Here is a 23172-nt window from a genome sequence, read left to right as displayed (position 1 = left end):
GGTTTGCCAACGACGCAATTTGGCGGCATTGGAAGAAAACCCCATGACAAATCCCATTATCTACCCCGTAAGGATCGTTAAACCTCCGCTATTTCCGATTCTGTGGCATTTCGCCCTTGCCTGTTTCATCGGCACGATGATTACCGACATCACCTATTGGCGAACTGCCGAAATGATGTGGGCCAATTTTTCGGCGTGGTTGCTGACGGCTGGCCTGATGGTCGGCGCTGTGGCAGCGCTGGTCTGCCTCGTTGATTTCTTCGTTGGCCGCCTTGTCGGCGTCAACCGTCTCTCGGCCATCTATGTGCTTGGCAACGGTGTCGCCCTGGTGCTCGCCATTTTCAATGCCCTTATCCATAGCCGCGATGCCTGGACCTCGGTTGTCCCGATGGGCCTGGTCCTCTCCGCAGCCACGCTGATCGTATTGATCCTCGGTGGTTTGCTCGGCCGCACGCCGGTCTATCGCCAAGACCTAGGAGTAGTCGAGTGATGCGCACAGTGATTTCCCCGAGAACCATCCGCCGCTCGCTCGCTGTGGCGCTCGCTTGCACCTCGATGTTCGCTCTTGCCGGCTGCGGTGGCAGCGATCCGGATCCGACGAGCGAAATCGGTGCAAATCCGACGCTACCGGAACAATCGCAATATCTGGTACCGCCAATGCATGTCGCCCCCGTGGTCGGCTGGCAGAAGGACGAGACGCCGACCGTGCCCGAGGGCATGCAGATCAAGGCGCTGGCCTCCGGGCTTGTTCACCCTCGCTCGCTTTACGCGTTGCCGAACGGCGACGTTCTGGTGGTCGAATCCGTCGCGCCGCCTGCAGCCGCTATCACACGTCCCAAGGACCTGATCATGGGCTGGGTTCAATCTTTTGCGACCGGAAGCCCGCCACAGCAGGCAAGCAATCGCATCACGCTGCTGCGCGATGCCGATGGGGACGGGGTTGCCGAAGTTCACGACGTCTTTCTCGATCACCTGAATTCGCCGTTCGGAGTAACGCTTGTTGGCAACGATCTTTATGTTGCCAACACCGATGCGATCATGCGGTTTCCCTATACACCGGGCGCTACCAAGATAACCGAGCCGGGTGTCAAGCTTGTCGACCTGCCGGGCGGCCCTATCGACCATCACTGGACGAAGAGCCTGGTTGCCAGCGATGACGGCAAGCTGTTGTATGTCGGCGTCGGGTCGAACAGCAACATCACCGAAAATGGCATCGGTGCCGAGAAGGACCGTGCAGCGATCTGGGAAGTCGACAGGGAAACGGGTCGCTCGCGGCTGTTTGCAACCGGCCTGCGCAACCCGAATGGGCTGAGCTTCGAGCCAAAGAGCCATGCGCTCTGGGCTGTCATCAACGAGCGCGATGAACTCGGCCCCAATCTGGTGCCGGATTACATGACGTCGGTGAAGGATGGCGCGTTCTACGGCTGGCCTTACAGCTATTACGGCCAGCACGTCGATCCGCGTGTCATGCCGCAGCGGCCTGATCTGGTCGAGAAGGCTGTCGTTCCGGACTATGCGCTCAGCTCGCACGTCGCGCCGCTCGGCATGGCGTTCTATACGGGCACAAACCTGCCGGCGGCCTATCAGGGCGGTGCGTTTGTCGGCGAGCACGGTAGCTGGAACCGCAAGACCTTCAACGGTTATAAGGTCGTCTTCGTCCCGTTTGCCGATGGTCGCCCGAATGGCAAGCCGCAGGATATCGTTACCGGCTTCATGGGTGCGGACAACAAGACCCGTGGCCGGCCAGTCGGCCTTGCCGTTGATAAAACCGGTGGCCTGCTGATTGCCGACGACGCCGGCAACACAGTCTGGCGCGTCTCCGCCAAGTAGGCGCGGCCGCACTACTTGTAAAACAAAGCCCGGCGCTGATGTCTCAGCGCCGGGCTTTTTCGTCTGAAGGCTCATCTGTTCCAGAGAGGTAGTCTCCCCGTTAGTGGCCGAGGGATTTCAGGAAGACGTCGTTGTCGACGTTGCCGCCTGAAGTGACGGCAATCACCGTGTCGCCGGCGAGTTCGTTGCCGTGGAAGAGGGCGGCGGCCAAGGCGACGGCGCCGCCGGGTTCGACCACCAGTTTCAGTCGGGTAAATGCCAGCGCCATGGCGGCAAGGGCTTCGGCGTCCATCACGACGAGGCCGGTGCCACAGAGCCGCCGCATGATTGGGAAGGTAATCTCGCCCGGCTGCGGCGTGATGATGGCGTCGCAGATCGAGCCCGAAAGCGAGGAGTTGCGTTCGATCCGGCCAGACGCCAGCGACCGTGTTGCGTCGTCGAAGCCCTCTGGCTCGCAGGGACGCACCTTCATGGCTGGCGCGCGGGCCTCAAGCGCCAGTGCGATCCCCGAAGTCAGACCGCCGCCGCCGCATGGCACCAGCACTTCGGCCGCGCCGATATCGTTTTCAAGCGCCTGCTCGGCGATCTCGAGCCCCGTCGTTGCCTGCCCGGCTATGACCATCGGTTCGTCATAGGGCCGGATCAGCGTTAGGCCGCGTTCTCTCGACAGCCGGGCGCCGATCTCGTCGCGATCTTCAGTGGCCCGGTCGTAGAGCACCACTTCTGCGCCGAAGGCGCGGGTATTGTCGATCTTCATCTTCGGTGCATTCGACGGCATGATGATGACCGAGGGAATACCATGCATGCGGGCTGCCAGTGCCACGCCTTGAGCATGGTTGCCGGAAGAAAAGGCGATGACGCCGCGCGCGCGAATGTCGGGTGACAGCGCCGAGATCGCCGACCATCCGCCACGGAATTTGAAGGAGCCGGTGTGCTGCAGGCACTCAGCCTTGACAAACAGGCGCCGCCCGGCGATTTCGTCGAGAAAGGGCGAGGACAGCAGCGGCGTCCGCCGCGCCTTGCCGGAAAGGCGCACCCGGGCGGCTTCGATCATTGCAATATCGACCAAGAAAAGCTCCATGTCGAAAGGGTAGTGGCATCCCTGCATAGGATCTCGTCATCCCCGATGGAACAGGGACATTGTCCCGGTGACAGCATTTTGGTCGGCGTCGAGGGTTCAGGCGCGCTCGGGTAACGACAGATGGCCGAGGCGATAGGCGAGCGTGTCGGTCGGCAACGGTCCCTTCGGCATCTCCCGCCAAAGCCGGAAGCGAAGGCGTTTCCAGCCATGGGGATCGAAGGCCGAAACCGAGGCGAGTGTTGCACCCGTTTCGATGTCGGCTAGCGCATCCGCGCTGCCTGCCGCACGCATCGTGCCGAGATGGGCATCCGGTCCGATATCGGAAATCTCCCGGGTGGCGAAGCGAGCCTTGCGGATGTCTGCTGCAATCGCGGTATTCCAGAGGATCCAGGTGTTTACCTGCGGCCGGCCAAACGCGGCGCTGACGCCCGCGAAGCCGGGGCCGCAGAGAAAATCGTTCAGTCCTTCGACACCGTTCCAGACATAGAGCGGCGCATAGAGATTGTCTCTCGACCCAGTGATCGCGTCGCCTTTGCGGGCTGTGAGATAGGCCTTGAAGACGAGGTCTGGAAAGTTGTCCAGCAGCGGACCTTTATCGCGGATTCTCCGGTCGACGATGTCCATGTCGTAGTCGGCGGGGAGCATGAAACTGTATTGCATGGCGATCACTGTCGGTCTCCTTCGGTGACGGGCTCGAACCAGGTGACGGCAGTGCCTTCATGTGCGGCCTGGACGCTGAGATAGGTCAAGCTCGTCGTCACGCCGGATCCATGCCAGTGGTGCTCGCCTGGCTCGAAACGGATGCAGTCGCCGGCATGCAGCTGCTCGACCGCTCCGCCGTCACACTGCACCAAGGCGATGCCGGAGAGCACGTAGAGGATCTGGCCGTGCGGATGGCTGTGCCAGTGGGTCAGCGTTCCAGGCTTGAGCATGGCGATCATGGCGCCGAGCCCATTCTCAGACGCCGGGATGAGCGTCTCCAGCAAAAATGGCTGGCTGGATATCCCCTCGGGTGCCTGCTGCCGAGCCTCGCCGGCTCTATGGACGCGGTCCAATTTGCTTTGCGGCATGACGTTATGCCACCTCTATCATCTGGGCGCGGCCGTTGCCGAACGACCAGTCCTCGCGCCCGGTGGTGGTGATGACGATCATAACGTCCGCCGCACGGATATCTAGGGTGTCGCCGAGCAGCTCCGTCACCCGTCGATAGAATGCCTGCTTGACCTCGGCGGTGCGTGGCTTGCCGATGGTGATGTCGAAAAACAGGTAATCGTCCGAGCGCGGTCCGGCGAGGTAGTCGCGGTCAAAGACCAGTTCGCCGGGCGAGCACTGGTGGATGACGTGAAACCGGTCGGCGGAAGGGACATCGAAAGTCTCGACCATTGCGCGGTGAAACGTGTCGCACAGCGTCGCGAGGTATTCTGGCGATTTGCCACGCATCAGGGAAATTCGGGTAATGGGCATGGGGGTTCTCTCGGGTGAAACAAGTTGACGCAACTTCTATTGCACCCTTTATCCGTCCGGATAATCAGATATAAATGGATTTATGATCCCGATAAACTGGACAATGATGTGAGCTACCCTGTCTTCGATCTCGATATTCTGAGAAGCTTCGTCGCGGGCATCGAGCTCGGTACCTTTGCCAAAGCGGCGGAGCGTGTCGGGCGTTCGACGTCGGCCGTCAGTGCGCAGATCAAGAAACTCGAGGAGCAGGCGGGGAGGCCGATTTTTCGCAAGGCCGGCCGTGGGCTGGCGCTGACCGAAGCCGGCGAAACGCTGCTCGCCTATGCACACCGGCTGCTCGACCTCAACGATGAAGCGGTTACGGCGGTGCAGGGGATGGAACTCGAAGGCTGGGTCCGGCTCGGCCTGCAGGAGGATTTTGGCGAAGCGCTGCTTCCCGAAGTTCTCGGTCGCTTTGCCCGCGCTCATCCGAAAGTGCGCATCGAGGCTCGGGTGGTACGCAACGTCGAGCTGATGGAGCGGGTCCGGTCCGGCCGGCTCGATCTGGCACTGGCGTGGAGCAATGGCGAGCGGACCGCCCATTGCGAACTTGTCGGCGAGGTGCCTATGTGCTGGGTGGGGCCGATGGACGGCCGGATCGACTGGATGGCTGATAGCGGCGAACCGATGCCGCTCGCCACGCTCGAGGCGCCTTGCCTGCTCAGGACCGCCGCGACAAAGGCGATGGATAGTGTTGGGCTCGGCTGGCGGGTTGCTTTCGTCAGCCCCAGTCTCGGTGGCCTGTGGGCAGCGACAGCGGCCGGTCTCGGGATAACGGTGCGCACGCCGCTCGGTTTGCCCGGTACGGTGCGGCCGCTGTTTGACGGAGAGCTCGGGCTGCCGTCGTTGCCGAAGCTAGACCTCGTGCTGCACCGTGCTGCGGCGGATCAAAGTCCCGCCACCCAGCGCCTCGCTGCCATTATTCTGGAAGCGTTGCGTCCGTCACTTGCAGCATTCAGGCACGGGTAGCTGGAGACGGGTCCGAACTGATCTCGGCGGCAATTCGTATTTCCGCGAGGCGGGCCACCTGCTTCAGGTCGCGGGGCGTACCGGCGAGATGTTCGATGGCGGCAATGGCGACGTCGTTGGCGATGTAATCGGGCTTGTGGCCGAGGTTGCGGATGGTGATCAGTTCGGCGCCGACGATGTCGCGCTCGAGGCCGATGGAATGGAGTTCGGCAAGCACCACGTCGTCCGAATCGCCGGTGATGATGACGGTGGGCGCCTTGATCTCCCGGTATCGCTGCGATTCGCGCGTCACATAGCCAAGCAGGTTGACGACGTCCCGGGCGTTGTTGCGGAAGACATCTGGCCGCAAGACCAGAGCCGGCGCAGTCTTTTCGATGTAGTCGCGCGGCCGCGGGTTGGGGCTGAAGACGCCGATGGTGCCCTGGTCGAGCTTCCGGAGGCCGGCCGGGATGACCAGCGTGTGCGCGAAGATCCAGCCGAGGACGGGCGCAGACGCCAGCCGGTAGTACCAGTCGACACCGCCGGGCCAGGGATGGGTGGCCGGTGCCAGAAACAGCAGGCCAGCGGTCATTCGGGGATGGCGAACCGCAAAGGCTGCGGCAATTGCGCCGCCGAAGGAGTGGCCTACTATTATGGCGGGGCCGATTTGCAGTTTATCCATCAACTTTGCGATGGCATCGGCCTGTCCGGACGGAAAGGCATTGTCTGGCCCGCCGCGTTCGGAATAGCCGTGGCCCGGGCGGTCAACGAAGAGCATTTCGGCGCGGCCTTCGAGAGGGCTGGCGAAGGCCTGCATCTGGTCGCGCAGATTGCCGCTGGCGCCATGAATGAAGACGAGAGGCGGCAGGTCCGCGCCGTCAGGGCGCTTCAGGTGGAGAGCATTGATACTGTAGCCGCCGATGTCGATGAGGTTGCCGATGTTCGGATTGGCCTCGGTGATGGCCCGGGCCTTGACAGCGGTGTAGGCAAACGCGGCTGCGAGCACCAGGGCAACCAGAACCAGAAAACTCAGCATCGACAGGCAACTCGCAAACATGCCCGGAACTCGGTCGCCGGACCTCGTGATTCTATACGGTCGGGCGCGGCATCCGGTTGCACAGTCAGGTACGGCTGCCCGCAAGTTTTTCGCTGAGTTGGTCGGCCTGCTGCTGGGCCGCGCGGTTTGCGGGATAGATAGCAAGGAACCGCTGCCAGATTTCCAGCGTCTGCTGGTCTTTGCCATTTTCGGTGAGGATCGCTGCCATGCCGGCGAGCGCACCGAAATGGCGTGGCTCCAGCCGCAGAACCTGTTCGATATCAGCCATGGATTTGTTGTAGTCGCCAAGCGCGTAGTTCAGCGTCGCGCGCTGGTTCCAGCCTTCGACATAGCGTGGCTTCAGGGCGATGACCTGATCGAGAAAGTCGAAAGCGGCGGCGTTGCGCTTTTCGGCAATGGCCTTGGCCGCCCACTGCATCAGCAAATCGACGGTGGCACTGCCGGATTGCGACCATTCCACTTTGATCTGGTTGGCAATGCCTGCGGCCTGATCCGGATCGTGCTGGCGTCTAAGTGCCGTGAAGAGATCGTCGAGGCGCTGTTTCGGAGAGACGCTCTCGGTTTGCTGCTCCACGATCCGCGCGTCATCTGCGACTGCCATCTGCGGGGCAGAAGCAGCAAGCAAGACCGGCAGGAGCAGGGTGGGGAGCAACAGGGCACGAACAAACATGGCGGGCATGTTAGCCCGCCACCGCAGAAGATCAAAACAAATTCGATTGAACGTCATGCCGTCAGAAACCTGGCCGTCGATGTGCCCGCACACGCGGCGCGGGACGACCGACAACCAAACGGCATCCGCAAATCAGCCCTGACGAGCCTTGAAGCGCGGGTTCAGCTTGTTGATGATGTAAACGCGGCCCTTGCGACGAACGAGGCGGTTGTCGCGGTGACGAGCCTTGAGCGACTTGAGCGAATTCTTGATCTTCATTTTTTCGATCCGCGAGGTTTTAGGGGGAATGTCACATTCGCCCGTATCTTTAAACAATCAAAAGCGCGCTCTTGGCGCGCTCTTTTAGGGTGGGGAGCAGATACCGTGTCGCTTTCGCCCTGTCAACCGACTATCCGGGCTTTTTCCCGATGCTACAGGTCATGCACAGACTAAAGAAGTGTCGTGACATGCCCCATCTTGCGGCCGGGCCGGGCTTCGGTCTTGCCGTAGAGATGCACGAGCGTGTTGTCGCGCGCCAGCCAGTCCGGAACAGCGAGGATGTCGTCGCCGATCAGGTTCTGCATGACGCAATCGGCGTGTCGCACAGGATTGCCGAGCGGGAGGCCGGCAACAGCGCGGATGTGCTGCTCGAACTGCGAGACGACACAGGCAGCTTCCGTCCAGTGACCGGAATTGTGCACGCGTGGCGCCATTTCATTGGCAATCAATTGCCCATCGGCCAATACGAAGAACTCGATGCCGATGACGCCGACGTAATCGAGCGCCGTGAGGATAGTTTTGGCGGCGGCTGCAGCGGCTGCCGCGGTTTCCGGCGAGAGCCGGGCTGGCAGCGTCGAGGTGTGCAGAATGCCGTCGCGGTGAACATTTTCGGCCGGATCGTAGCTTTCGATCGTGCCTTCCGGGTTGCGGGCCGCGATAATGGAGACCTCGCGCTCGAAGGCGATGAAGCTTTCGAGAATCAGGGGGACGTTGCCGAGCGCTGCATAGCCGCCTTCCGAACTGTCGGCGAGCGAGCGATAGACGCGCTGCCCCTTGCCGTCGTAGCCCAGCCGGCGCGTCTTCAGCACGCCCTGTCCGCCGAAGTCGGCAAGTGCCGCCTCAAGGTCAGACTGGCTGTCGACGGCATGAAAGCGCGCCGTTGCGACGCCGCAACCATTGAGGAACTGCTTTTCCGTCAGACGGTCCTGCGCCATGGCCAGTGCCTTCGGCGGGGGATAGACGGGCACGCTCAGGGATAGAGATTGTGCGGCAGAGACGGGCACGTTTTCAAATTCATAGGTCACCACGTCCGAGACCGCTGCGAGTTCCGCCAGTGCTGCGGGGTCGTCATAGGCAGCGACGATCTGGCGGTTGGCGACCTGGGCCGCCGGACAATCGGCCTGCGGCTCGAGGATGATGGTGCGGAAGTTCAGTCGGGCTGCGGCCATGGCTAGCATGCGGCCAAGCTGGCCGCCGCCGATGATGCCGATCGTCTGTGTCGTCATAGGTCATCCATCGGGTATTCAGCGACTGCAGCACTCTGGGCAGCCCGCCATGCATCCAGCCGGTCGGCGATATCCTCGTCGTTGAGCGCGAGGACGGCGGCAGCGAGCAGCGCGGCATTGATAGCGCCGGCCCGGCCGATGGCAAGCGTGCCGACAGGAATGCCGGCCGGCATCTGGACGATGGAGAGAAGGCTGTCCTGGCCTGACATGGCTTTCGACTGCACTGGCACGCCGAACACCGGCAGCGATGTCATCGATGCAGCCATGCCGGGGAGGTGGGCTGCGCCGCCGGCGCCGGCGATGATGATCTTGAAGCCCTCGTCGCGCGCGCCCTTGGCAAAGCGTACCAGCCGATCGGGCGTGCGGTGTGCCGAGATAATGCGGGCGTCATACGTGATATCAAGGGCTTCCAAGGTATCGGCCGCATTCTTCATGGTTTCCCAGTCGGACTGACTGCCCATGATAATGGCGACAGGCGGTCTTTCGGTCATGGCGACGCGTCCCCTCAAGCGGTGATGTCCGGAATGATCTGGTCTTCGAGCTTGGTCAGCTTGTCCTTGATGACCAGCTTCTTCTTTTTCATGCGCTGAACACGGAGTTGATCGCAGCCGGTTTCGATCATCGCATTGATAGCGACGTCGAAATCCTCATGTTCCTGGCGCAGGCGCGCCATGATGAGTCTCACGTCGGCTTGATCCTGATCGGGCATGGTGTTCGTCCCCAGTCGTCGTCACGCGGAACCCTTTGGATCCAGCGGTTTAATTTCGCAAGCTCCTATCACCAAATAACGGTAACGGGAAGTTATCCGTGATCATGAATTTGCCCTGTTCAAGTCACTTTTTGGCCTTCGACATTGAAGAATTAGTATGTCACACTATTGTCGTTAAAGCCTAGAACTCCAGCGATGGATGGCTGGGGAAGGCAAGCAGAAGGAAGGTCAAATGACAGTTCAGGCTCATCTTGAATCGCTCCAGAAAAAGCATGTCGCCCTCGAAGAGAAATTGCACTCCGCGATGACCTCCCCCTCAGTGGATGACCGTGAAATCGCGGACATCAAGCGAATGAAGCTGAAAATCAAAGACCAGATCCAGCGTATTGCCACATCGGTACACTGATGCCGTAGCCGCGTTGCGGCCGGATCGGGCAGTCTGCTCCGTCGCGGCTGAAATGCGGACTTTGCACTGAATTGACGAAATTTTGCGCCAACTTCCTTTAACGCAGGGGTTGGCGCAACTGTTTGTGTGAGGTTGCTGAAAGCTTCCGTGCCTTGCGGCCAGCGGTACGGACAGAGCGGCGGGCACGGGGCTCCTCGCAGCTTCGCCCGCGTTCCCGGGCAATAGGGACCTTGCGGTTTTCCGCGACGCTCCCCTTGTCAGCAGGTCCCAACGGATTTACTCACAGACCGGAATGCCGGACTTCGTGTTCCGGCCGGATGCGCCGAATAGGAAGCCTGCATGACCTTGCCCCCAAGCCGCTGCCGTCTGGTTCTCATCGTGCCCGAGATGACCGACATCGCAGAACAGCATGCACTCGTGGCAAAGGCGCTGGAGGGCGGCGACGTCGCCTCTGTCATCATTCCGCAATACGGGCTTAACGAATTCGATTTCCAGAAATCGGCGGAAAAGCTGGTTCCGATCGTTCAGGCCGCCGGTGCCGCAGCCCTCATTGCCGGCGACAGCCGCGTCGCGGCGCGCGCCAAGGCGGATGGGCTGCATATCGCTGCCGATATTGCCGAGTTCACCGAGGCGATGGAAAAGCAGACGGCAAGCTTCATGGTCGGCGGCGGAACGGCCAAGGATCGGCATACCGCGCTGGAAATCGGTGAACTGAGGCCGGACTATATCTTCTTCGGCAAGTTCGACGGCGACTTCAAGCCCGAGGCACATCCGAAAAACGTCGATCTCGGCGAATGGTGGGCATCGATGATCGAGATCCCCTGCATCGTCATGGGCGGCACCGACCCGAACTCCGCGCTCGATGTGGCGCTCGCCGGAGTGGAGTTCGTGGCGTTGAGATCCGCTGTGTTTGCCGACGCCGCACAGGCATCGTCTGTTGTTTCTGCCGTGAATGCCTTGCTGGACGAAAAAGCGCCACGGTTTGAAGATTGATAGCAGTTCATGTCGATCTCGCACCGCTATCATCCGCCCTTGCTGTTTCTGGCGCTCCTCACCGGGTTTGCTGTTCTTCCCCCTATGGCAAGAGCGCAGTCTGCTGCGGACGGGGTCTCGAATTCCCCTAATGTCGGGGCTTTTCCGACCGAGCACATTTTACCATCGAACGAGCCGAAGCCGCAGCCTTTCAAGAAAGGCGGCGAGGCAGCACCTGTGCCTACCGATCCCAAGGCAACCAAGCCTTCGGGTGGCATCGGCGTTCTCGATCGCATGGGCGTAGGCCTGCCGGCGCTTCCGCCGGAAAAGCCTTATACGGGCGTGGTCGACGAGGCCTATGGTGCCTTTCAGCGTGGCTACTATCTCACGGCATTCCAGAAAGCCCTGCCGCGCGCCCAACTCGGTGATCCGGCGGCACAGACGCTGATCGCCGAACTGCTGTCGCAGGGACTGGGCGTCCGGCGCGACAGCAAGAACGCCGCCTTCTGGTATGGCAAGGCAGCGGAAGGCGGAAATCCTACCGCGATGTTCAAATTTGCCCTGGCGCAGATGGAAGGCCGCGATGTCCCGCGTGACCGCAAGTCGGCCGATCAATGGATGAAGAAAGCAGCCGATGCCGGAGAGCCGACGGCGCAGTTCAACTGGGCACAGAGCCTGACTGCCGACAACGCTGGTATAAAGGGCCTCGAGCTGGCATTGCCCTATTACGAAAAGTCTGCCGCCCAAGGCATCGCGGATGCACAATACGCCGTTTCGCAACTCTATATGTCGCTTGAAAGCGTGCCGCCGGAGAAGAAGGCACAGGCGCGCATGTGGCTGGCGCGGGCGGCGAATGCCGGCTTCGACACGGCGCAGCTGGACATGGGGGTCTGGCTGATCAACGGCGTCGGTGGCAAGACCGAGCTCGAAGAAGGCTTCAAGTGGATGAAGGTCGCGGCTTATCGCGGCAATGTGGTGGCGCAGAACAAGCTGGCGCACCTCTATATCAATGGCCTCGGAACGCCGCAGGATGCGGTCGAGGCAGCAAAATGGTACGTCATTTCGCGCCGTGCCGGACTGAAGGATCCCGAACTCGAGGATTTCTATCTCGGTATCGAGGACGACCAGCAAAAGGCCGCGATCAACGCGGCCAACAAATTCCGCAGCGCGCGCTAAGTGCGCTCAAGGCGTCTCGCAGTGTGAGACGCGCGTTTGATACCCCACGTCGTCGTCATTTGCAGCTGGGCCTTGCTCTAGAAAAGCGCGTCTTCGAACAAGTCCTCGTCGTTCGCGGCGGCCGCAGTTTCGACGACATGCAGGATGGCGCCGCTTTGAGCAGGGACGATGTCGTGGTGGACATTGCGTTCCTGCGCCATGGTGTAGACCTTCAGGATCCGGGCTGCGAGCGGCCCGAGGCTGTCGGCAAGGTCGCTGACGTCGGGCTGCTGCGGGCCCGCCATATCGCTCAACGTATCGGCGCAAGTGGCGAGGATCTCGCCGAGATCGTTCTGAAAATCGAGCTTGCTGAGCGACAGGCTGATCTTGGTGGCCACTTCGCGCCCACGCTCGGACAGGATCGCCAGTTCCTTTTCCATGACGTCTGCGCCGGCGCGGATATTGCCGACAGCGCCGCCAAGCCGTTCGTCGAGGCGGCGGGCGTTGGCCTCATGGGTCGAGGCGACGCCATTGCCGGCAGTCTCGAGATCGCAAAGGCCGGTAACGAGCGAGTCTGCTGAATCATCGAGCTTGGCTGCAAAGATGCGCAGTTCGGCAGTGATGACGTTGATCGAGCGGCCTTCTTCGCCCATGCGGCTGCAGCGCAGGTTGGTATTCAACGCCATATAATGGATGTCGGTCTTGACCGCGCGGATATTGGCGATGCTTTTCAAAAGGTTGGATGTCGTGTCGAGGGTGGACTGGCTGATCCGGTTTGTCTGGGTGCGCGCCGTCTCCACTTGCTTGACGATGCCAAGGGCGGTGGAGACGCTGTCTTCCAGCGTGCGCATGAAATTGCCGCCGGTTTCCTCGCCGCTGCCCTTCATGTCATCGCGCAGTTTCAGGATTTCCTGGGTATCGTGGCTGAAGCTGGTGATCGTCTGGACGACATTGCGGGATTCTCGCTGGAAGTCTTCAACCATGTCGCGCATTTGCGCCGCCGTCAGGTGGTGAATGAGATTTTCGAGGCGGTAGCGTGCATCGTTGTCGAGTGCGCGGCCTTCCTCGGTTTCGAGGAATTCCTCGAGAAAGGTGAAGGCGCTCTGTACGTGTTCGATACGCTGGCGGGTGATGTCGCCGATCTGCAGCGCAGACAGGGTGGAGGCGACCTTGCCCTGGACCCCGCGAGCGATGGCGCCGACCTGGCCGGCAATCGCTGCAAGATCCTTGCGGTGGCTGGCGATGGTTTTTACGTCTTTCTCAAGAGCATCGACGACTTTCGGAATGGTGTGGCCATAGTCCTTGGTCGTTGTTGCCCCGACATTCATCGCAACCTTGAGGTCCCGCTCCAGCGTGGTCAGCTGGTCGGCGAAACTGTTGACCTCGTTGGTGCCGGACTGGATCCGCTCGAGTATCTCCTGCGCGAAGCCGCCGAATTCGGCAATACCGGCGCCGGTAATCTTCACGGTAATGGCAAAGGTCCGCAGGTAGCGCATCGTTTCCTGCATATCCATGACATGGGTGCTCAGCACGGCGCCGGCCGCCGACAGGACTGCAAAATTCTCCTGGCGCCTGGCTTCGAGGTCGGGCAGGTCGACCAGCGTCGTCACGGTCTGCAGCAGATCCGCCGCCGTGTCGCTCGTGCCATCGCTGTCCAGTGATTTCGTCAGACGATCCAGGGATGCAAGCAGCTCGTTGATGACCTCCATCACCGAAACCAGCACTGCGCCGCCGTCCAGGAAGCGCTTCTCGACCTGATTGCGGGCCGACTCCAATGTGTCGCGGACGTCGGCGACCGGCATCTGTAAAGGGCGATGCGCCAGAGCTGTTCCACTTGTCATTGTTCTTCCTTTACTTGAATCTCGTCTTCTCTGGCTCAATACTAGACTCAAGGATGGAAAGTTCCGGTAAATTGCGGTGACTCGCAGACGTTGTATCGGCATCGATCTCGAAGCATCGTTAACAATCACTCATCAGTTATACTAAGCTTTATTGCAATATCCCATAAGTAACGGAAATTGTTCAATTTTACTGAAATCCTTAAACTAAATCCCAATTTATTTCAGGTAATAAATCGCACCATGGGGACTCGCTGTAATTGTGCTTCGGTGCAACCCGGGTTTACTGCCTGTTAAGGCTGTCATGAGATTCCTCTATCAGAGGTTATGCATCTGTCCACTCAGGAGGCAATTTTGACAGCGGATCGTAAGTATAAGGACGTTGTGCAGCTTCCAAATTCTTTGGTTATAAAGAATATCGCGGAAGTGCATGGCATTATTCATATGCGCCTGACGGAAAGCCCGGAAATTACGCTTGAGATCCCCGAGGATGCCGAGGCTGATCTGAGCTTTGTCCAGCTGGTTGAATCTGCCCGCATGGATGCCCGTGCCGCCGGCAAGACGATGCGGCTGGCCGCTCCTGCGACAGGGTCGGTGCTTAAGGTATTGAAGCGCGGTGGTTTCACCGACGCCCAGTCGGCGGAAGACGCGCAATTCTGGTTACATCAAGAGGTACGAGTATGACTGCGAACATTTTAACGGTCGACGATTCCGCCAGCATTCGAATGACGACCAAGATCTCCCTTTCCAACGCCGGCTATACCGTGACCGAAGCGGTGGATGGTTCGGACGGACTGGCAAAGGCCAAGGGTGGGGCATTCGATCTCATCATTACCGATCTCAACATGCCTGTCATGGACGGCCTGACGATGATCGAGGAGCTGCGCAAGCTGCCCGAGCACATGGGCGTGCCGATCATCTTCCTGACGACGGAATCAGATGCCGACCTGAAGGCCCGCGCCAAGGCTGCCGGTGCCACCGGCTGGCTGACGAAGCCTTTCGATCCTGAAAACCTGATCAAGATAACCCGCAAGGTACTCGGCCGATGAACATGCTCGATCCGGTTGCCGTCTTCCGCATTGAAGCTGCCGAGGTTTTCGAACAGATCGAAAGCGGCCTCCTCGACCTTACCCACAGGCTCGACGACAAGGCGCAGATCGACGCGGTGTTCCGCGGACTACATACGCTGAAGGGTTCCGGGTCGATGTTCGGCTTCGACGCGCTGGCCGCGTTCACCCATCATTGCGAAACGGCCTTCGACCGTGTCCGCAAGGGTGAAGTGCCGGCAACTGCCGAACTGGTTGCTGCGGTGTTGGCGGCGCAGGATCACATGCGTGCCCTGGTCGAGACGCCGAACGGCGATCATCAGGCGGCGGGCGATCGCCTGCTGGAACTGCTGCGTGCTGCCGTCGATGGCAAATCCGCAGAGCCGGTCGTAGCTGCTGCAAAGGACCCATTGAACCGTTGGCGCATCCGCTTCAGCCTGCCGCATAACGCGATGATCAACGGCACCAACCCGCTCGGTCTGCTGGACGAATTGCGCGATCTCGGCGAATGCCGGATCGTTGCCGATACGTCTGGAATTCCACCACTCGACGTGCTGGTGCCGATGGAACTGCACCTCTCCTGGGAGGTGCTCTTGACCTCCGACCAGCCGCGCTCCGCCATTGACGACGTGTTTATTTTCGTTATGGACGACATGCAGCTCGAGGTCGAGACCCTCAGCGAGGCGCCAGCGCCGGCTCCGGTCGTCGCGGTTGTCGGAGAGCCTGCCGTGGTGGTGTCGTTGCCTGTCGCGACACCTGCACCGGCCGCTGCCGAGACCGTTCCTGCCAAGGCCGAGACGCCATCGGCCGCGGCTCCGACCGATGCCCGTCAGGCCAAGGCATCCGAAAGCGTCCGTGTCCCGGCCGAACGGCTCGACGAGCTGATGGATCGCGTCGGTGAACTCGTGATCGCCCAGTCACGCCTGCGCCAGTTGGCCAATTCCAGCTCCGATCTCGCACTGCGCTCCGTATCGGAAGAAATCGAACGGTTGTCCGGCGAGTTGCGCGACACGATGATGGTACTGCGCATGGTGCCGGTCGCAACGTTGTTCAGCCGCTTCCGCCGCCTGACGCATGATCTCGCCCGCGAGACCGGCAAGGTCATCGAGCTGATCACGGAAGGCGAAACCACGGAAGTCGACAAGACGGTCATCGAACGCCTCGCCGATCCGCTGGTGCATCTGGTGCGCAATTCGATCGACCACGGCCTCGAGCCGCCGGCCGAGCGCCTGTCCGCCGGCAAATCCGAGGGCGGCACAGTCACGCTGTCGGCGCGGCAATCGGGTGGCGAGGTTATCATCTCGATCAAGGATGACGGCCGTGGCATCAATCGCCAGCGAGTCCGTGCCAAGGCTGAAAGCTCGGGGCTTATCCAGCCGGGCCAGGTGCTGTCCGACAGCGACCTGCTGCAGCTTATTTTCGCGCCGGGATTTTCCACTGCGGCGCAGATCACCAATCTTTCCGGCCGTGGCGTCGGGATGGATGTAGTCAAGAAGACAGTCGAGGCATTGCGCGGCGCCATCGACGTTACCAGCCATGACGGGCAGGGCTCGGAAGTGTCCTTGCGCATTCCGCTGACGCTGGCGATCATCGATGGCCTGCTCGTGCGGGTCGGCACCGGTCGCTATGTCATTCCGCTTTCAGCAGTCGAGGAATGCCTCGAACTGTCGCTGGAGGAGGATCTGCGCTCGCGCGGTCGTAGCTTCATCTCGCTGCGAGACAGCCTCGTGCCTTTCCTCAGGTTGCGCGAGCTGTTCCGCACCGGCACCAAGCCGGATGTGCATCAGAAGGTGGTGGTCATCTCGACCGGCACGGAACGGGTTGGTCTCGTCGTCGACCAGATCATCGGCGACCACCAGACGGTCATCAAGTCGATGTCCAAGCTGCATCAGGATGTCTCGACATTCTCTGGTGCCACCATTCTCGGCGACGGCAATGTCGCGCTTATTCTCGACGTCGTCCACCTGGTCGCCGCCGGTCAGCAACAGGAGGCGCAGTTGCGTGCAGCAGGATGAACCAGTCCCTTCAGAACGATAATCACTGGAACGACACCGATGAACTCGAGGTCCTGACGTTCGATCTGAACGGCGAGACATTTGCGCTCGAGGCGGCAATGGTTCAGGAAATCCTCGATCTCTTGCCGGAAACTGCGGTGCCGGGAAGCCAGCCTTTCGTTGCCAGCGTCATCAACTTTCGCGGCAAAGTCATTCCGCTCGCCGATCTGCGCCTTGCCTTCGGCATGGAAGCGGCAGCAGCGACCATCGACAGCCGCATCGTCGTCATCTCCCTGACGATCCAGGACGAACCGACACTGGTCGGGTTGCGAACGGACAAGGTGAATGAAGTCACCACGCTGGCGAAAGCCTCCAGCGAAGCGCCTCCGAGCGTCGGCATGCGCTGGCGGCCGGACTACATCAGCTGCCTCGTCAAGCGAGGCGGCGAATTCATCATCCTTCCAAACCTGCAGGCCATTTTCGCGACGCGACGGGATCACGCGCTGGCTGCCTGACCAAGGCAGCTATGAGACCAAATATAGGGGACAATATTATGCGATTTACGATCAAGGCCAAACTGGTGGGGGCCTTCGCCTTTATCATACTCATGCTGATCGGCACCTCCGGTTACGCCATCATGAGCCTAAGCAATTTCAACGACACCATCAGCGACGTCCTCGAGGGACCGGCCGCACGGCTTGAGCTGACACAGCAGATCAATATCGATCAGCTGCAGATCATCCGTCAGCAGAAGAACCTGCTGGCAGCGCGTACAGCAGAAGACAGCAAGGCGGCGATTGCTGCCGGTGATGTAGCCCGCAAGGCCCTGACAGACGATTTTGCGTCGCTCAACAAGATCCTGTCGCCGGATAGCCGCGCAGCGTGGGGCGAAACCGAGAAGATGGCGCAAATGTTCGTTCGCGCCGATGACCAGATCCGCGACCTGCTGAATGCCGGCGACAAGGAAGGCGCCTATGCCGTTTCTGTCGGCGAAGCTCGCAAGGCCGCCAACTCCATCGGAGCCAGCCTCAACGACAAGCTCGAGGACGAAAAGGTCAAGATGAAGTTTGCGGACGACGATGCGGACGTTCAGTATGCCCATATCCGTATGATGATGCTGGCAGTCGCCGGCGCGGCGCTGCTGATTGCTGCCATCACCGCCTACTGGATCGCAAGCACGATCGGCAAGGGTCTTGCCCGTGCCAACGCCGTGGTCCGCGATGTTGCAGAAGGCGACCTCACAAAGACCGCTGAAATCACCAACCGCGACGAAATCGGCGAGATGCTCGGAAACGTCAACGTCATGATCGAACGCCTGCGCGGCGTGGTCGGCGATGCGCTGTCCGCTTCCGACAACGTCTCTTCCGGTAGCCAGGAACTTTCAGCCAGTTCCGAGCAGGTATCGCAGGGTGCCACCGAACAGGCTGCCTCCGCCGAAGAGGCTTCGGCTTCGATGGAAGAAATGGCTTCCAATATCAAGCAGAACGCCGACAATGCTGCCCAGACTGAAAAGATCGCCCGTCAGTCGGCCAAGGATGCGGAAGCCTCTGGCGAAGCCGTTACCCGCGCCGTCAGCGCCATGCGGACTATTGCCGAGAAGATCGGTATCGTCCAGGAAATCGCCCGCCAGACTGACCTGCTGGCCCTGAACGCAGCCGTCGAAGCGGCACGTGCCGGTGAACATGGCAAAGGTTTTGCAGTCGTCGCCTCCGAAGTCCGCAAGCTTGCCGAACGCAGCCAGTCGGCGGCTGCCGAGATCGGCGCAATGTCGAGCGATACCGTCAAGGCAGCGGCCGAAGCCGGTGAAATGCTCGGTCGCCTGGTGCCGGATATCCGCAAGACTGCGGAACTGGTCTCGGAAATCAGTGCCGCCTGCCGCGAGCAGGACATCGGCGCTTCGCAGATCAACGAAGCGATCCAGCAGCTCGACAAGGTGACCCAGCAGAATGCCGGCGCCTCGGAACAGATGTCTGCGACGTCAGAAGAACTCGCCGCCCAGGCCGAAGAGCTGCAGGCATCCATCGCCTTCTTCAAGGTCGACAGCATCGCTCACAAGCCGGCCGCCAAGAAGATCGCCGTACGGGCGTTCGCCAAGGCGCCAATGGCCGCAGCAAATGCCCGCCGGCCTGCTGTCGCCAACAAGCCGAACAGCGTTGCCGCCCAGCAGGCCCGTGCCAAGGGTTTTGCACTCGACCTGTCGATGGGCGGACCGGATGCACACGACGACGATTTTCGCGAAAGCGCTTGATCTGACCGAATGTTACCGGCGGCCACTAAGGCCGCCGGCGCACTGAGCCAACGTATTTATGCGCTCGTTTTTATTCAGGAAATTACCTTGTCCTGAAATGTCTTAGCCAACGGATGTGGCCGTTGGATGCGCGAAGGGCCGAGAGCCGTTCGACGCGAGAGTAGATGTCAAGCTCTTACCTCCGATCTAAAATTGGCGATCCTGAGTGGCTTTTGGTCACAGGCTTGTCCCGATCAATGCCACCCGCTTGGAGTCTCCTCATGCGTTTCACGATCAAGTTAAAGCTGAGCCTCGTATTCGGTTTCATCGTCCTGCTCACCTGCGCGATGGCCGGCCTATCGATTTACAATCTGTCTTCGCTCAACGGCGATATCTCTGAAATGGTGGCCGGCCCCGTCGCCAACCTGCGGGAATCGGGTGAACTCTCGGATGCGGTCATGCACTCCATCCGGTCGGAAAAAGATGCCATCATCAACACAGATCCGACGAGGATTGGCGGCTACATCGACGAGATCGCGCAGCAGCGCGATCAGATCAAGTCGCTGGTACAACGTCTTTCCGCCTCGCCGGATCCGGATATCCGCAACGGCATGACCCAGTTCACCGATCTTTATGGCAGATGGGTGCAGTTGCAGGATCGTGTCACCGGACTTGCCAAGCAGAATACCACGGAATCCAACAGCCAGGCCGGGTCCATCTCCATGGGCGAGGGCCAGCAGATCACCGTGCAGCTTCTGCAGGTGCTGGCAAAGCTCAGCGACACCGTCACGGGCAACGTGACTGAAACGGATACAGCGACGAACGAACAGTATGCCAGCTCGCGCAATCTGCTCGTGGCGATGACCGCCGGATTGATCGTCATCGCGTTGGCTTCGGCGCTCTGGATACTGCTCAACATCTCCCGTGGCCTGAAGCGCGCGGTGAACCTTGCCGATGCCGTCAGCCTTGGCGACCTTAACCAGGAGATCCAGCACAAGAGCAACGACGAAATCCGCGATCTCGTCGATTCGATGAGCCGGATGGCTGTCAACCTGCGCGGCACAGCGGCTATGGCAAGCAAGATTGCCGAAGGTGACCTATCGGTCATGGCGCAGCCGTTGTCCGACAAGGACGTTCTGGGCTTTGCCATGCAGAGCATGATCACCAACCTGCGGACGACGTCTGATGTCGCCGGCCAGATTGCGGAAGGCGACCTGACTGTTTCGCCAAAGCCGCTGTCGGAGAGAGATACGCTCGGTATCGCGCTGCAGCAGATGGTGGAACGCCTGCGCGGCGTCGTTGCCGACGCGATCTCTGCAGCAGACAACGTGTCTGCCGGTAGCCAGGAACTGTCCGCCAGCTCCGAGCAGGTCTCCCAGGGCGCAACCGAACAGGCAGCCTCTGCCGAAGAAGCCTCTGCGGCGATGGAAGAGATGGCCTCGAACATCAAGCAGAACGCCGACAACGCCGCCCAGACCGAAAAGATCGCCCGCCAATCGGCCAAGGATGCGGAAGCCTCCGGCGAAGCCGTTACCCGCGCCGTCAGCGCCATGCGGACCATCGCCGAGAAGATCGGCATCGTCCAGGAAATCGCTCGTCAGACCGATTTGCTGGCCCTGAACGCAGCCGTCGAAGCGGCCCGTGCCGGCGAACATGGCAAGGGCTTTGCAGTCGTCGCCTCCGAAGTCCGCAAGCTTGCCGAACGCAGCCAGTCGGCTGCCGCCGAAATCGGCTCGATGTCCAGCGATACGGTGAAGGCAGCCGCTGAAGCCGGCGACATGCTGAGCCGCCTGGTTCCGGATATCCGCAAGACCGCCGAGCTGATCTCGGAAATCAGTGCCGCCTGCCGCGAGCAGGATATCGGTGCCTCGCAGATCAACGAAGCGATCCAGCAACTCGACAAGGTGACCCAGCAGAATGCCGGTGCTTCCGAGCAGATGTCGGCAACGTCAGAAGAACTCGCGGCCCAGGCCGAAGAGCTGCAGACGTCGATCGCCTTCTTCAAGGTCGAGACGTCGAACTCGCGGGCTTCGGCCTCGAAGAAGACACCGGTGAGGGCTTCGACGAAAATCGTCTCCGCCCCTCTTCAGGCACGAAAGTCCATCGCACCGACCTACGGCAAGTCCTCGCAGAGCATTGCCGCGCAGCAGGCTCGTGCCAAGGGTTTTGCACTGGATATGTCCATGGGCGGACCTGACGCAGAAGACGAAGACTTCCGCGAAAGCGCCTAAGCCGAGAGGCTATCCCGATACGGGGTCCACGCGGCCCCGAACGTGCCTGAGCCAACGGATGTGGCCGTTGGATGCGTGAAAGGCTCCGAGCCGATCGACGCGGGAGTAGATGTCAAGCTCTTCACTCAATCATCAACCTCCGGCGTGCCTTGGTGGCCGCCGGTCATAGGCTTGTCCCGAACAACACCACCCGCTTGGAGCCTCCACATGCGTTTCACGATCAAATTAAAACTGAGCCTAGTGTTCGGTTTCATTGTCCTCCTCACCTGCGCCATGGCCGGGTTGTCGATCTACAACCTGTCCTCGCTCAACAACGACATTTCTGAAATGGTTGCAGGCCCCGTTGCCAACCTGCGAGATTCCGGAGAGCTTTCGGATGCCGTCCTGCGTTCTATCCGCTCGGAGAAGGACGCTATCATCAACACCGATCCATCCAAGATCAATGGTTACGTCGACGAAGTCACGCAGCAGCGCGAACTGGTCAAAACTCTGGTGCAACGTCTTTCGACATCGCCCGACCCTGATGTCCGCAATGGCATAACCCAGTTTGCTGATCTCTATGGCAAATGGCTACCGTTGCAGGATCGCGTCATCGTCCTCGCAAAGGAAAATACTACCGAATCCAACAGCCAGGCCGGTAACATCTCGATGGGCGAAGGTCAGCAGATTACCGTCCAGCTCTTGCAGGTCCTGTCCAAGCTGAGCAGCACCGTCACCGGCAACGTCGCCGAAACGGATTCGGCCACCAACGACCAGTATGCCACCTCGCGCAATCTTCTGGTCTCGATGACCATCGGACTGATCATCGTGGCGTCCATTTCCGCGCTCTGGATACTGCTCAATATCTCTCGCGGCCTGAAGCGCGCGGTGAGCCTTGCCGATGCCGTCAGCATTGGCGATCTCGATCAGGAGATCGAACACAAAAGCAACGACGAAATCCGCGATCTGGTGACCTCGATGAGCCGGATGACGGCGAACCTTCGCAACACAGCGACGATCGCATCGCAGATCTCGGACGGCGACCTTACGGTTGCGCCGAAGCCGCTGTCGGACAAGGATACGCTCGGCATGGCACTGGAGCAGATGGTCGACCGCCTTCGTGGCGTCGTTGCCGATGCCCTGTCCGCTTCCGATAACGTTTCTTCCGGTAGCCAGGAACTCTCGGCCAGCTCCGAGCAGGTCTCCCAGGGCGCAACAGAGCAGGCGGCCTCCGCCGAGGAAGCCTCTGCGGCGATGGAGGAAATGGCCTCGAACATCAAGCAGAACGCCGACAACGCCGCCCAGACGGAAAAGATCGCCCGTCAGTCTGCCAAGGATGCGGAAGCCTCTGGCGAAGCCGTTACCCGCGCCGTCAGCGCCATGCGGACCATCGCCGAGAAGATCGGCATCGTCCAGGAAATCGCTCGTCAGACCGATTTGCTGGCCCTGAATGCAGCCGTCGAAGCCGCACGTGCCGGCGAACATGGCAAGGGCTTTGCCGTCGTCGCCTCCGAAGTCCGCAAGCTTGCCGAACGCAGCCAGTCGGCGGCTGCCGAGATCGGCTCGATGTCGAGCGATACGGTGAAGGCAGCCGCTGAAGCCGGTGAGATGCTCGGTCGCTTGGTGCCGGATATCCGCAAGACTGCCGAGCTGATCTCGGAAATCAGTGCCGCCTGCCGCGAGCAGGATATCGGTGCCTCGCAGATCAACGAAGCGATCCAGCAGCTCGACAAGGTCACCCAGCAGAACGCTGGTGCCTCGGAGCAGATGTCGGCAACATCGGAAGAACTGGCTGCCCAGGCCGAAGAGCTGCAGACGTCGATCGCCTTCTTCAAGGTCGACCAGGGTTCCAAGAAAACTACCCGTGCCCCTGCCGTGCGGACCACCGCCCGGACACCGGTCACTTCCGCCCGCAAAGCTCCGGGCTCGAAGGCAAGCAATACGGTCGCAGGCCAGCAGGCACGGCTGAAGGGCTACGCACTCGATCTCTCCATGGGCGGCCCGGACGATGGCGACATGGACTTCAAGGAAAGCGCATAATC

General features: G+C 60.7%; 23 protein-coding genes and 2 pseudogenes. 14 read left to right on the top strand and 11 right to left on the bottom strand.

The window, feature by feature from the left end; translation table 11 throughout:
- The first annotated feature begins 43 nt into the window (after window positions 1–43).
- Both PR018_RS11820 and PR018_RS11815 read left to right on the top strand, forming a co-directional pair.
- Window positions 44–490 (top strand): DUF2231 domain-containing protein, encoded by a 447-nt coding sequence (locus tag PR018_RS11820; protein WP_142830632.1) that lies wholly within the window; start codon window positions 44–46, stop codon window positions 488–490.
- A gap of 65 nt (window positions 491–555) precedes the next feature.
- The gene (locus PR018_RS11815; protein ID WP_224127974.1) at window positions 556–1830 is read left to right on the top strand and encodes a PQQ-dependent sugar dehydrogenase; all 1275 of its coding nucleotides are present in this window, start codon (window positions 556–558) and stop codon (window positions 1828–1830) included.
- A 100-nt stretch (window positions 1831–1930) separates the two neighbouring features.
- Here PR018_RS11815 and PR018_RS11810 read toward each other — a convergent pair whose 3' ends face one another.
- From PR018_RS11810 to PR018_RS11795, 4 genes are all read right to left on the bottom strand, one after another.
- Window positions 1931–2899 carry a threonine ammonia-lyase gene (locus PR018_RS11810; protein WP_142830636.1) on the bottom strand — a complete coding sequence of 323 codons (969 nt, stop codon included), beginning with the start codon at window positions 2897–2899 and terminating at the stop codon, window positions 1931–1933.
- Between the two features lie 108 nt (window positions 2900–3007).
- Complete coding sequence (locus PR018_RS11805) at window positions 3008–3580, bottom strand: DUF4865 family protein (protein ID WP_142830637.1); 573 nt, start codon at window positions 3578–3580, stop codon at window positions 3008–3010.
- Complete coding sequence (locus tag PR018_RS11800) at window positions 3577–3981, bottom strand: cupin domain-containing protein (RefSeq protein ID WP_142830638.1); 405 nt, start codon at window positions 3979–3981, stop codon at window positions 3577–3579. Before PR018_RS11800 ends, PR018_RS11805 begins: the two co-directional genes overlap by 4 nt.
- Window positions 3982–3985: 4 nt before the next feature.
- Window positions 3986–4375 (bottom strand): tautomerase family protein, encoded by a 390-nt coding sequence (locus tag PR018_RS11795; RefSeq protein ID WP_142830639.1) that lies wholly within the window; start codon window positions 4373–4375, stop codon window positions 3986–3988.
- 108 nt (window positions 4376–4483) lie between these two features.
- Here PR018_RS11795 and PR018_RS11790 point away from each other — a divergent pair, with 108 nt between their 5' ends.
- Window positions 4484–5383, top strand: coding sequence for a LysR substrate-binding domain-containing protein (locus PR018_RS11790; protein WP_142830640.1), 900 nt, complete (start codon window positions 4484–4486; stop codon window positions 5381–5383).
- Here PR018_RS11790 and PR018_RS11785 read toward each other — a convergent pair.
- The 6 genes from PR018_RS11785 to PR018_RS11760 all read right to left on the bottom strand — a co-directional run bounded on the left by PR018_RS11785 (window position 5370) and on the right by PR018_RS11760 (window position 9282).
- Window positions 5370–6398 carry an alpha/beta fold hydrolase gene (locus PR018_RS11785; RefSeq protein WP_142830803.1) on the bottom strand — a complete coding sequence of 343 codons (1029 nt, stop codon included), beginning with the start codon at window positions 6396–6398 and terminating at the stop codon, window positions 5370–5372. The genes PR018_RS11790 and PR018_RS11785 overlap by 14 nt on opposite strands.
- Window positions 6399–6483: 85 nt before the next feature.
- Window positions 6484–7098, bottom strand: a complete 615-nt coding sequence (locus tag PR018_RS11780; RefSeq protein WP_142830641.1) for a tetratricopeptide repeat protein — start codon at window positions 7096–7098, stop codon at window positions 6484–6486.
- Window positions 7099–7221: 123 nt separating this feature from the next.
- Window positions 7222–7347: a type B 50S ribosomal protein L36 gene (gene ykgO / locus PR018_RS11775; RefSeq protein ID WP_037069952.1), complete on the bottom strand. Its 126-nt coding sequence runs from the start codon at window positions 7345–7347 to the stop codon at window positions 7222–7224.
- 170 nt (window positions 7348–7517) lie between these two features.
- Entirely contained in the window at window positions 7518–8573 is a 1056-nt protein-coding gene (locus PR018_RS11770; RefSeq protein ID WP_142830642.1) for a 5-(carboxyamino)imidazole ribonucleotide synthase, read from the bottom strand.
- Window positions 8570–9064 carry a 5-(carboxyamino)imidazole ribonucleotide mutase gene (purE, locus tag PR018_RS11765; protein WP_142830644.1) on the bottom strand — a complete coding sequence of 165 codons (495 nt, stop codon included), beginning with the start codon at window positions 9062–9064 and terminating at the stop codon, window positions 8570–8572. The genes PR018_RS11770 and purE overlap by 4 nt, the downstream gene beginning before the upstream one ends.
- A gap of 14 nt (window positions 9065–9078) precedes the next feature.
- The gene (locus tag PR018_RS11760) at window positions 9079–9282 is read right to left on the bottom strand and encodes a YdcH family protein (RefSeq protein WP_111222365.1); all 204 of its coding nucleotides are present in this window, start codon (window positions 9280–9282) and stop codon (window positions 9079–9081) included.
- 232 nt (window positions 9283–9514) lie between these two features.
- On the opposite strand from PR018_RS11760, the gene PR018_RS11755 reads away from it, so the two are divergent.
- From PR018_RS11755 to PR018_RS11745, 3 genes are all read left to right on the top strand, one after another.
- Window positions 9515–9688 carry a YdcH family protein gene (locus tag PR018_RS11755; RefSeq protein WP_142830648.1) on the top strand — a complete coding sequence of 58 codons (174 nt, stop codon included), beginning with the start codon at window positions 9515–9517 and terminating at the stop codon, window positions 9686–9688.
- A gap of 339 nt (window positions 9689–10027) precedes the next feature.
- Window positions 10028–10681 (top strand): thiamine phosphate synthase, encoded by a 654-nt coding sequence (locus tag PR018_RS11750; protein WP_142830650.1) that lies wholly within the window; start codon window positions 10028–10030, stop codon window positions 10679–10681.
- 9 nt (window positions 10682–10690) lie between these two features.
- Window positions 10691–11836 carry an SEL1-like repeat protein gene (locus PR018_RS11745; protein ID WP_142830651.1) on the top strand — a complete coding sequence of 382 codons (1146 nt, stop codon included), beginning with the start codon at window positions 10691–10693 and terminating at the stop codon, window positions 11834–11836.
- Window positions 11837–11913: 77 nt separating this feature from the next.
- Here the strand turns inward: PR018_RS11745 and PR018_RS11740 are convergent, their stop codons facing one another.
- Window positions 11914–13656 (bottom strand): chemotaxis protein, encoded by a 1743-nt coding sequence (locus tag PR018_RS11740; protein WP_142830652.1) that lies wholly within the window; start codon window positions 13654–13656, stop codon window positions 11914–11916.
- A gap of 351 nt (window positions 13657–14007) precedes the next feature.
- Here PR018_RS11740 and PR018_RS11735 point away from each other — a divergent pair, with 351 nt between their 5' ends.
- The 8 genes and pseudogenes from PR018_RS11735 to PR018_RS11705 all read left to right on the top strand — a co-directional run bounded on the left by PR018_RS11735 (window position 14008) and on the right by PR018_RS11705 (window position 23170).
- Window positions 14008–14337 (top strand): hypothetical protein, encoded by a 330-nt coding sequence (locus PR018_RS11735; RefSeq protein ID WP_224127953.1) that lies wholly within the window; start codon window positions 14008–14010, stop codon window positions 14335–14337.
- On the top strand, window positions 14334–14702 hold the full coding sequence (locus PR018_RS11730; protein WP_111222370.1) for a response regulator: 369 nt from the start codon (window positions 14334–14336) through the stop codon (window positions 14700–14702). Before PR018_RS11735 ends, PR018_RS11730 begins: the two co-directional genes overlap by 4 nt.
- Window positions 14699–16714: a chemotaxis protein CheA gene (locus PR018_RS11725; protein ID WP_142830654.1), complete on the top strand. Its 2016-nt coding sequence runs from the start codon at window positions 14699–14701 to the stop codon at window positions 16712–16714. The genes PR018_RS11730 and PR018_RS11725 overlap by 4 nt, the downstream gene beginning before the upstream one ends.
- Entirely contained in the window at window positions 16711–17208 is a 498-nt protein-coding gene (locus PR018_RS11720; RefSeq protein WP_142830656.1) for a chemotaxis protein CheW, read from the top strand. Before PR018_RS11725 ends, PR018_RS11720 begins: the two co-directional genes overlap by 4 nt.
- Before the next feature lie 38 nt (window positions 17209–17246).
- On the top strand, window positions 17247–18941 hold the full coding sequence (locus tag PR018_RS11715; protein WP_142830658.1) for a methyl-accepting chemotaxis protein: 1695 nt from the start codon (window positions 17247–17249) through the stop codon (window positions 18939–18941).
- A 164-nt stretch (window positions 18942–19105) separates the two neighbouring features.
- Window positions 19106–19687: pseudogene (locus PR018_RS28460) on the top strand (MCP four helix bundle domain-containing protein); the annotation flags it as partial.
- Window positions 19688–19804: 117 nt separating this feature from the next.
- Window positions 19805–21151 (top strand): annotated as a pseudogene (locus tag PR018_RS11710) (methyl-accepting chemotaxis protein); the annotation flags it as partial.
- 207 nt (window positions 21152–21358) lie between these two features.
- On the top strand, window positions 21359–23170 hold the full coding sequence (locus PR018_RS11705) for a HAMP domain-containing methyl-accepting chemotaxis protein (protein WP_142830662.1): 1812 nt from the start codon (window positions 21359–21361) through the stop codon (window positions 23168–23170).
- Window positions 23171–23172: the final 2 nt, after the last annotated feature.

It is taken from the genome of Rhizobium rhododendri, from assembly GCF_007000325.2.
GTDB classification, from domain to species: Bacteria; Pseudomonadota; Alphaproteobacteria; order Rhizobiales; family Rhizobiaceae; genus Rhizobium; species Rhizobium rhododendri.
This window is presented reverse-complemented; position numbering and strand designations above follow the sequence as displayed.

Coding starts and splice junctions, on each gene's coding strand:
- PR018_RS11820 (WP_142830632.1), top strand. CDS start 44: ATGACAAATCCCATTATCTACCCCGTAAGGATCGTTAAACCTCCGCTA.
- PR018_RS11815 (WP_224127974.1), top strand. CDS start 556: ATGTTCGCTCTTGCCGGCTGCGGTGGCAGCGATCCGGATCCGACGAGC.
- PR018_RS11800 (WP_142830638.1), bottom strand. CDS start 3,981: ATGCCGCAAAGCAAATTGGACCGCGTCCATAGAGCCGGCGAGGCTCGG.
- PR018_RS11795 (WP_142830639.1), bottom strand. CDS start 4,375: ATGCCCATTACCCGAATTTCCCTGATGCGTGGCAAATCGCCAGAATAC.
- PR018_RS11785 (WP_142830803.1), bottom strand. CDS start 6,398: ATGCTGAGTTTTCTGGTTCTGGTTGCCCTGGTGCTCGCAGCCGCGTTT.
- PR018_RS11780 (WP_142830641.1), bottom strand. CDS start 7,098: ATGCCCGCCATGTTTGTTCGTGCCCTGTTGCTCCCCACCCTGCTCCTG.
- ykgO (WP_037069952.1), bottom strand. CDS start 7,347: ATGAAGATCAAGAATTCGCTCAAGTCGCTCAAGGCTCGTCACCGCGAC.
- PR018_RS11770 (WP_142830642.1), bottom strand. CDS start 8,573: ATGACGACACAGACGATCGGCATCATCGGCGGCGGCCAGCTTGGCCGC.
- purE (WP_142830644.1), bottom strand. CDS start 9,064: ATGACCGAAAGACCGCCTGTCGCCATTATCATGGGCAGTCAGTCCGAC.
- PR018_RS11760 (WP_111222365.1), bottom strand. CDS start 9,282: ATGCCCGATCAGGATCAAGCCGACGTGAGACTCATCATGGCGCGCCTG.
- PR018_RS11755 (WP_142830648.1), top strand. CDS start 9,515: ATGACAGTTCAGGCTCATCTTGAATCGCTCCAGAAAAAGCATGTCGCC.
- PR018_RS11750 (WP_142830650.1), top strand. CDS start 10,028: ATGACCTTGCCCCCAAGCCGCTGCCGTCTGGTTCTCATCGTGCCCGAG.
- PR018_RS11745 (WP_142830651.1), top strand. CDS start 10,691: ATGTCGATCTCGCACCGCTATCATCCGCCCTTGCTGTTTCTGGCGCTC.
- PR018_RS11740 (WP_142830652.1), bottom strand. CDS start 13,656: ATGACAAGTGGAACAGCTCTGGCGCATCGCCCTTTACAGATGCCGGTC.
- PR018_RS11730 (WP_111222370.1), top strand. CDS start 14,334: ATGACTGCGAACATTTTAACGGTCGACGATTCCGCCAGCATTCGAATG.
- PR018_RS11725 (WP_142830654.1), top strand. CDS start 14,699: ATGAACATGCTCGATCCGGTTGCCGTCTTCCGCATTGAAGCTGCCGAG.
- PR018_RS11720 (WP_142830656.1), top strand. CDS start 16,711: ATGAACCAGTCCCTTCAGAACGATAATCACTGGAACGACACCGATGAA.
- PR018_RS11715 (WP_142830658.1), top strand. CDS start 17,247: ATGCGATTTACGATCAAGGCCAAACTGGTGGGGGCCTTCGCCTTTATC.
- PR018_RS11705 (WP_142830662.1), top strand. CDS start 21,359: ATGCGTTTCACGATCAAATTAAAACTGAGCCTAGTGTTCGGTTTCATT.